General features: G+C 66.7%; 11 protein-coding genes. 5 read left to right on the top strand and 6 right to left on the bottom strand.

From position 1 onward, the window contains the following. Window positions 1–7: 7 nt before the first annotated feature. The 3 genes from RHA1_RS09085 to RHA1_RS09075 form a co-directional block, all read right to left on the bottom strand. Complete coding sequence (locus RHA1_RS09085) at window positions 8–1,030, bottom strand: magnesium transporter CorA family protein (RefSeq protein WP_009474571.1); 1,023 nt, start codon at window positions 1,028–1,030, stop codon at window positions 8–10. Between the two features lie 37 nt (window positions 1,031–1,067). After that, the gene (locus RHA1_RS09080) at window positions 1,068–2,267 is read right to left on the bottom strand and encodes an FAD-dependent monooxygenase (protein WP_011594786.1); all 1,200 of its coding nucleotides are present in this window, start codon (window positions 2,265–2,267) and stop codon (window positions 1,068–1,070) included. Between the two features lie 68 nt (window positions 2,268–2,335). Then, the gene (locus RHA1_RS09075; protein ID WP_050787271.1) at window positions 2,336–3,565 is read right to left on the bottom strand and encodes an MFS transporter; all 1,230 of its coding nucleotides are present in this window, start codon (window positions 3,563–3,565) and stop codon (window positions 2,336–2,338) included. Between the two features lie 48 nt (window positions 3,566–3,613). On the opposite strand from RHA1_RS09075, the gene RHA1_RS09070 reads away from it, so the two are divergent. The 4 genes from RHA1_RS09070 to RHA1_RS09055 all read left to right on the top strand — a co-directional run bounded on the left by RHA1_RS09070 (window position 3,614) and on the right by RHA1_RS09055 (window position 7,128). Then, entirely contained in the window at window positions 3,614–4,420 is an 807-nt protein-coding gene (locus tag RHA1_RS09070) for an IclR family transcriptional regulator (RefSeq protein WP_016882855.1), read from the top strand. Window positions 4,421–4,483: 63 nt separating this feature from the next. Further along, window positions 4,484–5,563 carry a cupin domain-containing protein gene (locus RHA1_RS09065; protein WP_011594783.1) on the top strand — a complete coding sequence of 360 codons (1,080 nt, stop codon included), beginning with the start codon at window positions 4,484–4,486 and terminating at the stop codon, window positions 5,561–5,563. Between the two features lie 6 nt (window positions 5,564–5,569). Beyond that, entirely contained in the window at window positions 5,570–6,397 is an 828-nt protein-coding gene (locus RHA1_RS09060) for a fumarylacetoacetate hydrolase family protein (RefSeq protein ID WP_011594782.1), read from the top strand. Window positions 6,398–6,408: 11 nt separating this feature from the next. Beyond that, window positions 6,409–7,128: a maleylpyruvate isomerase family mycothiol-dependent enzyme gene (locus tag RHA1_RS09055; RefSeq protein WP_011594781.1), complete on the top strand. Its 720-nt coding sequence runs from the start codon at window positions 6,409–6,411 to the stop codon at window positions 7,126–7,128. Window positions 7,129–7,280: 152 nt separating this feature from the next. On the opposite strand, the gene RHA1_RS09050 is transcribed toward RHA1_RS09055, so the two are convergent. From RHA1_RS09050 to RHA1_RS09040, 3 genes are all read right to left on the bottom strand, one after another. Then, a complete protein-coding gene (locus tag RHA1_RS09050; protein WP_011594780.1) occupies window positions 7,281–8,120 on the bottom strand; it encodes an alpha/beta fold hydrolase in 840 nt (279 codons plus the stop codon). A 41-nt stretch (window positions 8,121–8,161) separates the two neighbouring features. Next, window positions 8,162–9,514, bottom strand: coding sequence for an MFS transporter (locus RHA1_RS09045; RefSeq protein WP_041811289.1), 1,353 nt, complete (start codon window positions 9,512–9,514; stop codon window positions 8,162–8,164). Window positions 9,515–9,745: 231 nt separating this feature from the next. Then, entirely contained in the window at window positions 9,746–10,576 is an 831-nt protein-coding gene (locus RHA1_RS09040) for an IclR family transcriptional regulator (protein WP_011594778.1), read from the bottom strand. A gap of 147 nt (window positions 10,577–10,723) precedes the next feature. Between RHA1_RS09040 and RHA1_RS09035 the strand changes: the two genes are divergently transcribed. Beyond that, entirely contained in the window at window positions 10,724–12,316 is a 1,593-nt protein-coding gene (locus tag RHA1_RS09035) for a bifunctional 3-(3-hydroxy-phenyl)propionate/3-hydroxycinnamic acid hydroxylase (RefSeq protein ID WP_011594777.1), read from the top strand. Window positions 12,317–12,353: the final 37 nt, after the last annotated feature.

Genomic DNA, 12,353 nt, shown 5'->3' with positions numbered 1-12,353 from the left:
GTCCCGACTACAGCCAGTCGCGTCGGCGGAACAGGATGTAGAGCAGGCTGGCCGACGTCACGATCACGATGGTGCTGGCGATCATCCCCGACAGCTGCCCCACTCCGGGAAACAAGACGTTCTGACCGAACCACCCCGTCACCGCGGTGGGAACCGCGATGATGGCCGCCCAACCGGTGAGCTTCTTCATGACGGTGTTGAGCCGGGCATCCTGGAGCGACAGATTCGTCTCGAAGACGGTCACCACCATGTCGCGCAACGACTCCGTCCACTCCGCGGCGCGCGTCACGTGGTCGTAGAGATCGGTGTACAAGCTGTCGAGAACCGGTGACTTGTCGCGTCCTGATTCGGCGCGCCCGCGCATGACGGCGCCCACCACCTCCCGCATCGGCAGCACGACGCGACGCAGTTGCACCAGTTCCTTCCGCAGCCGGTACGTGCGCTGCTGAATCTCCCGGGTCCGCGCGGACTCGTCGAACAAGCCCTCCTCGAGCGCTTCGATCGCGTCGTCGATCGTCTCGATCGTCTCGAACTGCCCGTCCACGATGGCGTCGAGCAGTCCGTGCAGGAGCGCGAGTGCGCCGGAACCCGGTGTGAGCAGTGCGGGGTCCTCCTCCCAGCGCTCCACCACCTGCGACATGTCGAATCGATCGTCCCGCCGCACCGTGATGATCCCGTTCGACACCACGAACGCGGAGACGCGGCTGAGCCGAAGCCGAGAATCGAGGACGCCGAGAGTGCTGACGTCGTCGGTCTCGAACCAGGTGGCGTACGCCGTCACGAACGCATGGCCCGCATAGCGCGTCGCCTTCGGCCGCTCACCGCGGGCAACGGCATCCTCGATGGCGTTCGGATCGAGCGACCACTCGGCCGCAAGCTCGGCCAGGCACTCGTGGTCGGGATCGCACAGGTCGACCCACACGAGCGCATTCTCGTCCTTCACCTGTTCGGACACGTCGGCAAGCGGAAAATCCTTGCCGACGCACTCGCCATCGCGCCACACACGGGTCTGCACCAGGTTGAGGGTCACCCTCCCAGTCTGCCGAACCATTCCGGCAGAGAAGCGGTTATGACGCGCGATCGGACGAATACCCCCACAGCCAGTCGGTGTACTTGTAGCTCGACGTGTCGCGGGTGCGGAACAGTTCGTTGCGCGCGATGCGGGCGGTGCCGTCGAGGTGCCACAGCTCGCCCCACATGCGTCCGGTGGTGAGGATGCGGTTGCAGCGCGGTGCGCGTTCGGTGTTGACCTCCTTCAGGATCTGCGGCCACGCGGAGTTTCCGCCCGTGGAGAAGTCTTCGGCGGCATAGTCGGCGAGGCACTTGGCGTCCTCGATCGCCATCACAGCTCCCGAGGCCAGGTACTGCAGTGGCGGGTGCGCTGCGTCGCCGAGCAGGATCATCCGCCCGTCCACCCAGTTCTCGATCGGCTCGCGGTCGTACATCGGCCACCAACGATCCTTCCACAGGTAGTCGATCCCGCGGCGGACGTTCTCGTGGCAGTGCGCGTAGGCCTGTTCGAGTTCCTCGGGTCCACCCCAGTTCTCGATTCCGTTCTTGAAACCGGGCGATTCGAACACCGCGACCTGGTTGAGCATCTCGCCGCCGCGCAGCGGGTACTGGATGAAGTGGCACCGCGGTCCGATGTAGCCGACCACGTCCTCGATGTCCTCGTCGAGTTCCACGTCCCGGTACGGGGTGGTGCCCCGGTAGGCGGCGTAGCCGGACGACACGGGTTCGTCGCCGGAGATCTTCTCACGCAGACGCGATTTGAGGCCGTCCATGCCGAGCGCGATGTCCGCTTCGTGGGTGCGGCCGTCGTCGGTGCTGACGATCGCCTTGTCACCCTCGGTGATCACGTCGGTGACGGTGACGCCCGTGTGCAGTTCGGCGCCCGCCGCACGTGCGGCGTCGACGAGTGTCGCGTGCAGGTCGCTGCGATGGGTCACGAAATACGGTCCGCCGTAGCGGCCGCGGAACTCGGAGCCGAGGTCGATCTTGGTGAGCACCTCCGCCGTGATCGCGTCGCGGAACACGATGTTCTTCGGCAGGAACGCCCGGGAGAGAACGTCGTCGAGCACGCCCCAGGAGTCGAGGATGCGGGCGCCGTGTGGTCCGACCTGCAGTCCGGCGCCGACTTCCCCGAACTCGGAGGCACGTTCGAACAGCGTGACGTTCGCGCCCTTCTGCGCGAGGGCCAGGGCGTTGGCCGCGCCGCCGATCCCGCCTCCGGCGATGATGATGCGTGCGTCCTGCAGATTCGACATGACAGTTCCTTCGTTTCGAGCGTTCGGGGCAGGTGAGTGGCAATGCGTGCCGGGGCACACCGCAACACTCACGTGGGGGAGGGGAAGCGTCGCCAGATCACGGTGAGCAGCAGTGCGGCGACGAGCGCGCTGACGCCGAAGAGGATGAAGTTGGAATCCGCGCCGAGTCCGGCGGCAAGGAGCAAGCCACCGATCTGCGGTGCGGCGACGGCTCCGACGCGGCCGACGCCGAGCGCCCAGCCGAGGGCCGTGCCCCGCAGATAATCGGGGTAGTAGGACGCGACCGCGGCGATGATGAGGCACTGGGTTCCGTGTGTCCCGACGCCGGCGAGCACGAAGATGACGTAGACCAGCGCCACCGGTGGGGCGGTGAGCAACGTCAGCAGGGCGAGACCCGCGAGGAGTGCGGCGACGACGCTCGTGGGGATCGTGCCGAACCGGACGCCGCCCCACGCGGTGACGAACGAGCCCGCGACGGCGCCGAGGTTCAGCGCGAGGGCGAACGTGAGCGCGCTGCCGAGATCGGTGCCCTCGCCCTGCATGAGTTTGGGCAGCCACGTGCCGAGGCCGTACCAGGCGAGCAGGGTGACCACCGTGGCGAGCGCGAACATGATGCTGACGGAACGGAACCGGGTACCCAGCAGTGCGCTGAAGCCGGTTGCCGGCCGCACCTCCGTCGACGTCACCGCGGCAGTGTGGTCGGGCAGCGTCTTCCACGCGATCGGCACCAGCAGGATCAGCGGGACGAGCGCGAAGGCGAACATCGGCTGCCAACCCCAGTTCGGGATGACGGGGATGCCGAGCAGCGCCGCGATCGAACCGCCGATGGGAACACCGGACATCATCATCGTGGCCACCGCGGCGCGCCACTTCGCAGGTATCAGTTCCGCGGCAAGCGCATTGGAGGTGGGCACGAGGCCGCCCAGGCCGAGTCCGGCGATCAGACGCAACGCGCCGAACATGACGGGTCCGGTCGCCAGCGCACACAGCGCGGTGAACACGGACAGGACGATCGCGCATCCGATCACCGCACGCTTGCGTCCCACCCCGTCGGAGAGGCGTCCCGCGAGCACCGCGCCGATCATCATCCCGAGGAATGCGAGGCTGCCGAGCGTGCCCGCGGTCGCGGCGCTGATGCCCCACTCCTTCTGCAGGCTCGGGATGACGTTGCCGTAGACGATGAGGTCGTAGCCGTCGAAGACCACGAAGAGCCAGCAGACGACGACGGCGATCGCGGCGTTGCGGTCCAATCCGACACGGTTCGTCGGCGGCACCGTAGTGGTGGCAGTGAAGGGCATGAATCGAGGGTGATGCGGCGCACAGCTCCCGTGCAATAAAGTTCTGCTGTGCAGAAGAAGCGAACGATCGAAAAGCCGACGTACATGTTGGAGTCCGTCGACAACGCGTTGCGCCTGCTGCAGATGCTGCGCGACGTAGGCGGGCTGCGGCTCAAGGACGCTGCGGAGGAACTCGGCATCGCGCCGTCCACCGCGCACCGGCTGCTGGCGATGCTGGTGTACCGGGGGTTCGCCGTTCAGGACGAGAAACGCATGTACCACCCCGGGTCGGCGATGGGCGCCGGCCCGGCCCAGCGCGGGTGGACGCGCGAGTTCAACGACCTCTGCAGGCCCCACATGGAAGCCCTCGCGATCCTGTGCGGCGAGACCGTCAACCTCGTGATCCGCGTCGGCACCCAGGCGCGCTTCCTGTCGTCCGCCGAGTCGACGGGAATGTTGCGCGTCGGCGACCGTCAGGGGCAGGTGCTCGACGCGGAATTGACTGCGGGAGGGCGCATTCTGCTGGCGGAACTGCCGAGGGAGACCCTCGAGCAGCTGTACCTGCGGCCCGTGGATCTGGCCGACGACGACCGTGAGTGGGGTGACCGCCGCCTGCCTGCCGACGAGTTCGAGCGGTTCTGGCGGGAGTTGTCCGCCGCCCGCGCCGTCGGATTCGCCGTCAACGTGCAGCAGACCGAGGAAGGGGTCGCGGCGTTCGGTGTCGCGATCCGGAACCGGGCTCGCACGGCCGTCGGGGCGCTGACGGTGGCCGTGCCGATCACCCGCTTCCGGCAGCACTCGCAGGGACCGCTGGTGTCGCAGATCAAGAACGCGATCCGCGAACTCGAGGTGGACATCGCCGACCTCGAACCCTGACAAGGTTTCTGCACAGAAGAATTATCTATCGGCTGGGACGCCGGCCCTCCTAGCGTCGACGCCATGACCGCTACCGAACCGTACGTCGACGACGCTCCGGAGCTGAAGCAGCTCTATACCGATTTCGAGGCCGAGCACCTGAATCCGTTGTGGACCCAGCTCGGTGGTCTGATGCCGATGACGCCGACGTCGCGGGCGGTGCCGTTCGTGTGGAAGTGGTCGACGTTGTATCCGTTGGCGCAGCGGGCCGGGGATTTGGTGCCGGTCGGCCGTGGTGGGGAGCGGCGGGCGATCGCCCTGGCGAACCCCGGCCTGGGTGGGGTGCCGTATGTGACGCCGACGTTGTGGGCGGCCATCCAGTATCTGGGCCCGAAGGAGGTGGCCCCCGAGCACCGGCATGCGCAGAACGCGTTCCGGTTCGTCGTCGAGGGCGAGGGGGTGTGGACGGTCGTCAACGGGGATCCGGTCGCGATGCGGCGCGGCGACTTCCTGCTGACCCCGGGCTGGCATTTCCACGGCCACCACAACGAAACCGATCAGCCGATGGCCTGGATCGACGGCCTGGACATCCCGTTCGTGCATTACACCGACACCGGGTTCTTCGAATTCGGGTCCGAGAACGTCACCGACGACTCCACCCCGGACGTGTCCCGGTCGGAACGGTTGTGGGCGCATCCGGGGCTGCGACCGCTGGTCGGGTTGGACGCGAAGACGTCCTCGCCGATCGCGGCGTACCGGTGGGAGCACACCGACGCCGCGCTGCGCGAGCAACTGCAATTGGAGGACGAGGGGTATGCGGCGACCACCGAACCCGGTCATGCCGCGGTCCGCTACACCAACCCGACCACCGGCGGCGACGTGATGCCCACCATCCGCGCCGAGTTCCACCGCCTGCGCGCCGGCGCCCGCACCCGGCCCCGCCGCGACGTCGGATCCACCGTCTACCAGGTGTTCGACGGTTCCGGGCGGTTCGTCCTCGGCGGCCAGGCCCGCACCGTGGCCACCGGCGACATGATCGTCGTCCCGTCCTGGACGGAGTGGTCGATCGAGGCCGACACCGAGTTCGACCTGTTCGCGTTCTCCGACGCCCCCATCGTCGAGCGCCTGCACTTTGATCGCACGTACATCTCCGAAGGAGCCTGAAATCCCATGAAGCTTGCCACCCTGCGCCGCAACGGTGCCACCGTCGCCGTCCGCGTCGATTCCGACACCACCGCAACGATCATCGACCGATACCCGGACCTGTCCGCGCTGCTGACCGACCCGGACTGGGCGACGGTCGCGCAGAATGCGTCCGGTGACGTCGTGAATCTCGACGGGGCCGATTACGCCCCGGTGGTCCCGAACCCGGGGAAGATCATCTGCGTCGGTTTGAACTACGCCAACCACATCCAGGAGATGGGCCGGGATCTGCCCGAGTACCCGACCCTGTTCGCGAAGTTCAAGGAAGCCCTCACCGGCCCGTACGACGACGTGATCGTCCCGTCGTATGCCGCCGCGCAGTTGGATTGGGAGGGAGAGTTGGCGTTCGTCGTCGGCAAACAGGCGTACCAGGTGCCCGAGGCCGACGCCGAGCAGTACATCGCCGGGTATTCGGTGATGAACGACTACACGATGCGCGACTACCAGTACCGGACGTTGCAGTGGGATCAGGGCAAGACGTTCGAGAAGACCAGCGGCTTCGGGCCGTTCCTGACCACCACTGACTCGTACACGTTCGGCGGCACCCTGGTCACGAAATTGGAGGGGCAGGTGGTGCAGTCCACCACCACCGACGATCTGGTGTTCACCCCGGCCAGGCTGGTGGAGTACATCTCGCACATCGTGACGCTGCAGCCCGGTGACGTGGTGATCACCGGCACCCCGGGCGGGGTGGGGCACGCCCGTAAGCCCGGTCTCTACATTCAGGACGGGCAGACCGTCGAGGTCACCATCGAGGGCCTGGGCACCGTCCGCAACACGACGATCGTCAAGTAGGGGTGCACCCGGTGGGTTTTAACGATCTTCCCCTGGCCGAGCGGTTGCTGATCGCCCGCCGCGGCACCGCGTACTTCGCGCAACGCCTCGCCGAACTGTCCGACGAGCAGCTGTCCGAGCCGACCGGGTTGGCGGGGTGGTCGCGGGCGCATCTGCTCGCGCACGTCGGCTACAACGCGGCCGCGTTGTGCCGGCTGCTGGACTGGGCGGCCACCGGGATCGAGACCCCGATGTATGCCTCGCCGGAGCAGCGGGGCCGGGAGATCGCCGAGGGCGCCACCCTGCCGGCGGCGGCGCTACGGAACCTGTTCGACCACACCGTCGCCCGCCTCGACGAGAAGTGGCGTCACCTGCCCGCCTCGGCGTGGGAGGCGCAGGTCCGCACCGCGCAGGGCCGTCTGGTGCCGGTGTCGGAGACGGCGTGGATGCGCACCCGGGAAGTCTGGATCCACGCCGTGGACCTCGGCAACGGCGGCCGGTTCGGCGACTTCCCCGACGTGGTCCTCGAGTCGCTGCTCACCGACATCGTCGGAATGTGGCAAAAGAAGGACCTCGGCGCCGGCCTCGTGCTCGCGGTCGACGGAGGTGAACCGGTTGCGGTGCAGACGGATTCACCACCCACCGAGAAGGTGTCCGGGCCCCTCGCCGCCGTCGTGCGGTGGGCCGCCGGGCGCGGTGCCGTCGGCATGAACATCGACGGCGAAGTCGGGGAACCGCCGCGTTGGCTTTGATCCATCGACAGGCGCCGAGGCCGCGGCTGTGGATAGCCGATAACCTTCGACGAACGCCTGTAGGCCGCGAATAGTTGACTACCGCAGGTCAAGTCAATTGCATCGACAACTTGACGGACGTCGGATCGCCTCTCGCCGCTGAGCGGTCGTACTCATGAACCGTCGCCGGTGTGGGCAGTGTGGTCGGTTCGAGTCGGTTCTCCACGGACGGCGGCCACGAACTCGGCAGGGCAGTCGAGGTGGATCAGGTGTCCGGCGCCATTGATGACAACGATGTCGATGTCCGGTCGCCGGCGCTGTACTCGCGTGTGCAGTCCGGTCATCCACGGTGAACTTTCCGAGCCGAGGACCCACGTGATCGGCATCGGCAGTTTCACCACGGCGCGAACCGAGATGTGCTCGGCCATGACTCCGAAAGGGTGCGGGTCCCATTCGGCCAGAACCGGTGTGGCGTTGCGGAGAATGTCGTTCCGGAGGCTGTCGTCGGCGAGGTCGTAGCTGTTGTCACCGGACTGTAGGGCGGTGGCGAACCGGAAGAACACCTCCGTCGCCTCCTGCGGGTGGCCGCGCAATTGAAGCAGTTTCAGGCGAACTGCGGTCGCGAGCACCGCCCGGTCGGCGTGCCGCAGTCCGTGAAATGGGGCTTCGACAACGACCAGCTCGGAGAACAGATCCGGGCGAACGGTGGCGGATGCCAGCACAATGTTTCCGCCGGAACTCCATCCAAGCACCTTCGCCGGCTCTCCCACGGCTTGCTCGAGGACGGCGCAGAGATCTCGAGCATGGATACGGTGATCACGGACGGGCCTGTGCTCGGACTGTCCGTATCCGCGGCGATCGTAGACGGTGACGCGATGGTCGGAGGCCAGGTTGTCGATGACGCCGTCCCACGTGGTCATGTCTGTGGCCGAGCCGTGGACGAGAACCAAGGGTTTGCCGCTTCCGACGGTGCGGTAGTGCAGTCTTGCTCCGGGTAGGTCGATGCTGGGCATTTGCGCGCTCCTGTTCTGTGACCCCTTGTGTAGAAAATCGTTCAGCGCCGGGAGTGATTCTGAGCATCCGCCAATCTGGTGGCCGGCATCGCGTCGCCGTGGACCGGATCAATGCGCGACTCGCGCCGCGGAACGAGTACTGCGGTCAGCGCGCCGAGCAGACCCACGATGGCGAAGCTGTAGAAGTTCCCGTCGACGCCGTTCGCATGGTCGAGCACGAATGCGCCGAGGGTCGGGCCCGCGATGGCTCCGAGGCGGCCGACCGACAGGGCCCAGGCGAGACCACTGCTGCGGTTCTCGGGGTCGTAGACGGACAGGATGTAGGCGTTGGCGAGGATCTGGGAGCCGATGAACCCGAATCCGCTGACGAACATGAGCAGGAAGAGCAGGAACGTCGGCGGCTGAAGACTCATGAGGACCAGGCTGACAGTTCCGGTGAGGAACGCGGTCACGACGACGATGCGCGGTCCGAAACGGTCCGCGACGGGGCCGGCCGCGATGACGCCGACGAACACACCGAGCCACATGGCTGCGGTCTGGAGCAGGGCAGACCCGAGAGAGTAGCCGGCGGCCTGCATGATCGAGGGCAGCCATGCGCTGATGCCGAATACGAGCAGGAGGCCGCAGAAGGACATGGCCCAGAACAGCAGGGTGGTGGGGGCGAGTCGGCGTGTGAGCAGCGGGCCGAGGCCGAAGAGTCGGCCGGCCTGCTCGTTGGCGACGTGGCTCGAGGGAAGGCCGTAGCGGGTCTCGATCTCGGCGGCCTCCGCGCCGCGTCCGATGAGGCGCAGGTGGAATGGGCTCTCCGGAAGGCGGAAGACCAATGGGAGTGCGACGAGTGGGATGACGACACCGATCAGGTAGAGCCAGCGGAACGAGACCTCCGGAAGCAATGCGGCGCCGAGCAGGGGTGCGGCGAGCGCTCCGATGGCGTACCCGCTCATCATCAGTCCGATGTGTCGGCTGCGGCGCCGCGGTGCGCTGAGGTCGGCTACGTACGCGTTGAGGGTCGGAAGAACGACGCCCAGACCGAGTCCGACGACGAGACGTCCGAAGCCGAACGCTTCGGCGCTGTACGCGAAGGTTGAGACAAGCATGCCGACGGTGAAGACGGCGATCGATCCAACCAGGAGCCGTCGGGGGCCGATGCGGTGAACGATTGCGCCGGCCAAGGCGGCTCCGATGAGCATGCCGACGCCGACGAGCGAGCCGATGGTTCCTGCCTCGCTACGGTCCATGCCGAGCGAGGGCGTCTGGAGGAGCACTGGGAGGGTGGCGCCGTAGATCGCGAGGTCGAAGCCCTCGAGGGTCGCTACGAGCCAGGTGACCGCTAACAGTGTGCGGGTGGCGCCAGACAGGCGATCCGAGCGGGGAAGAGTGGGTGCGCGACTCATGGGGACGCTCCTGTCGAGAAGAGGGCGATGGCACCGCAGCGGGGTGCGTGCGTTCACGATTGGCAGCCACCCGTTGGACCGTTCACAACGGTCCAACCTCGGTGCCGCACTCGTCACAGATCTGACACAACACGTTATGACGCGAGTCACATTTGAACATAGCGAAATGAATTCCGCAATAGTGAATCCCTGTCCGGGCATGCCTGGTCCCGTGAGGAGCGATGGAATCGCTCAGGCGATTGGGCCACCGGCCGCTCCGCCGACGCTGCCGTAGTCCTCCGAGATCGCCTTCGTCGTGCGCAGCAGTTCCAGCGTCACCTCGGCGACCGTGGCTGTGTCACCGAGCGACGACGGAAGTGCCACCGCCACTGCCAGGGGAATTGACTGACCGGCCGGGAAGACTGGTGCTGCGACCGACATGACGCCCGGGATCACCTCGCCCGAGATGGTTGCTACACCCTGCTCGAGCACGGTGGCCCGTAGCCGAGCCACGTCGCTCTTGCTTGGCGCGTTCGTGCCGAGTGTCTCGAGTTCGGTCTCCACGATGGATGTAGTCATCGTGGCCGGCAGATGGGCCAGGTAGACGCGTCCGATCGCGGAGGTGAGCAGCGGCATTGTCGCTCCCACCCGGATCGTGATCGGGAGTGCGTGCGCGCCGTAGTCCCAGCGCACGAGGACGGGACCGTGGTCGCCCCATACCGCGAGATTGACGGCGTGCCCGGTGCGATCACGCAAGTCGGGGAGATGTTCCGACGCCACGCCGACCTCGTCCATGCGGCGCAGTGATTCGATGCCCAGTCGACGCATCGCCGGTCCGAAGTCGTAGAGCCCGGATCGGTGAGACTGCACGACGAGCCCTGCGCGACCCAGGCTGACCAGGTAGCGGTGAACCTTGCTCGCGGCCATCCCGGAGGCGTTCGCGATCTGCGTGAGGCTCATGGGGCCGAGTCCGCTTTCGAGGGCCTCGATGACAGTCATGGCGAGCTCCACCGACTGAATGCCTTGACGGGGGCCGGCGCGTTCGGCATCTGCAGTGGGATCGGAATCCGCGGAGGTCGTCACGGGAAACCACCTTATGGCTCGACGAACGGTTGAGGGTGATGGAGAACCGATTCACTACTGTGCATTGACTTTACTAATCATGAACTCGTACGGTGTGGTTGCAATCACACGTGACGCGAAGTCACGAAAGTCGAAAGGAATAACGGCATGTCTGCCTTCGCACAGCCGCCGGGCGCGGGAAGAAAAGCAGTCGACGTCGCGATCGTCGGCAGCGGCCCTACCGGGATGGCACTGGCGGCGCTCCTGGGGTGCCAGGGCCGGAGCGTCGTTGTCCTCGAGAGGTACACGGGTCTGTACAACCTGCCGCGCGCCGCCGCGTTCGACGACGAGACCATGCGCACATTCCAGAAACTCGGCGTCGCGGAGAAGATGCTGCCCGGCACCAATGTCCAGCGCGGCTACGTATGGGTGAACGGCGACGACGAAGTGTTGCTGGACATCGAGTTCGACAACCCGGGCCGCTGCGGATGGCCGGCGCAGTACATGATGTACCAGCCCCACCTCGAATCCGTTCTCGACGAGCTCATTACGTCCCTGCCAACCGTCGAGATCCGCCGCGGGATGACGGTCGAGTCCGTCGACCAGCAGGACGGTGACGACGTGCTCGTCCGCGCCACCGACGTCGAGGGCAGCGCGTACCTGGTTCGTGCCCGCTATGTCGTCGGCTGCGACGGGGGGAACGGCGTCGTCCGCCAGTTCGCCGGCGGCGAACTCGACGACTACGGGTTCTTCGAGAACTGGCTCGTCTGCGACTTCCAGCTCAACCGCGACGTGCCGGACCTCCCCACCTTCCGTCAGGTCTGCGACCCCGCCGAACCGATCGCCATCGTCAACATCGGACCCCGCTTCCACCGATTCTCGTTCCGGCTCGAAAGCGCAGCGAATCGCGAGGAGGTTGTTCACCCGGACAAGGTGTGGCCACGCGTAGCGACGTATCTCACCCCGGAGGATGCGGAGCTCGTCCGCGTCGCCAACTACACGTTCCGGTCATGCATCACCACGCAGTGGCGTCACCGTCGGATTCTTCTCGCCGGCGACGCGGCACACCAGATGCCGCCGTTCCTGGCGCAGGGCATGGTGTCGGGAATCCGCGACGCACGGAACCTGGCCTGGAAGCTCGACATGGTGCTCGCCGGCCACCCCGACTCGCTGCTCGACACCTACCAAGCCGAACGTGAACCGCACGTCCGCTACATCACCGAGAAGGCAATCGAACTGGGTCGGGTCCAGACGATGCGGGACACCGCGCTCGCCGCCCAGCGCGACGCGCAGATGATCGCTGCGCGCAAAGCCAACCAGAAGCCGGACAAATTGCGATACCCCGCGTTGTCGGGAGGCCTGATCGCCAACCACGGCGACATGTTCCCGCAGGGCCTGGTGTCGACGTCGAGCACCACCGCACTCTTCGACGAGATCGCCGGCACCGGATGGCTCGTCGTCGCCGACGGACCACAGGTGTTGTCCGGCATCGCCGAAGGCGACCGCACCGCATTCACCGAAATCGGCGGCAAAGAGGTGATTTTCGGCCTCACGTCGATGTTCGACGGAGCGCCCGTCTCCGACACCGCCGGCGTGTACACCAGATGGTTCGCCGCCCACGAGTGCGTCGCCGCCATCGTGCGGCCCGACGGCTACGTCTTCGGACTCGCACGCGACGCCGCCGAGCTCGCAGGCCTCGCCAAGGAGCTCGTCGCCGCCGTCGCTCCCGTGCCGTCCCGGCCGCCGGCGCCCACGGCCTGACACCCCCACCACCGACAAACACCTCGAGGAGAAAACT

The sequence above is a fragment of the Rhodococcus jostii RHA1 genome (assembly GCF_000014565.1).
Taxonomy (GTDB): Bacteria; Actinomycetota; Actinomycetes; order Mycobacteriales; family Mycobacteriaceae; genus Rhodococcus_F; species Rhodococcus_F jostii_A.
The sequence above is the reverse complement of the archived record's forward strand: the minus strand, read 5'-3'. Positions and strand labels throughout refer to the sequence as shown.

What these genes read in the sequence shown, in the direction of transcription:
- RHA1_RS09080 (WP_011594786.1), bottom strand. Translation starts at nt 2,267, where the DNA reads ATGTCGAATCTGCAGGACGCACGCATCATCATCGCCGGAGGCGGGATC.
- RHA1_RS09075 (WP_050787271.1), bottom strand. Translation starts at nt 3,565, where the DNA reads ATGCCCTTCACTGCCACCACTACGGTGCCGCCGACGAACCGTGTCGGA.
- RHA1_RS09065 (WP_011594783.1), top strand. Translation starts at nt 4,484, where the DNA reads ATGACCGCTACCGAACCGTACGTCGACGACGCTCCGGAGCTGAAGCAG.
- RHA1_RS09060 (WP_011594782.1), top strand. Translation starts at nt 5,570, where the DNA reads ATGAAGCTTGCCACCCTGCGCCGCAACGGTGCCACCGTCGCCGTCCGC.
- RHA1_RS09050 (WP_011594780.1), bottom strand. Translation starts at nt 8,120, where the DNA reads ATGCCCAGCATCGACCTACCCGGAGCAAGACTGCACTACCGCACCGTC.
- RHA1_RS09045 (WP_041811289.1), bottom strand. Translation starts at nt 9,514, where the DNA reads ATGAGTCGCGCACCCACTCTTCCCCGCTCGGATCGCCTGTCTGGCGCC.
- RHA1_RS09035 (WP_011594777.1), top strand. Translation starts at nt 10,724, where the DNA reads ATGTCTGCCTTCGCACAGCCGCCGGGCGCGGGAAGAAAAGCAGTCGAC.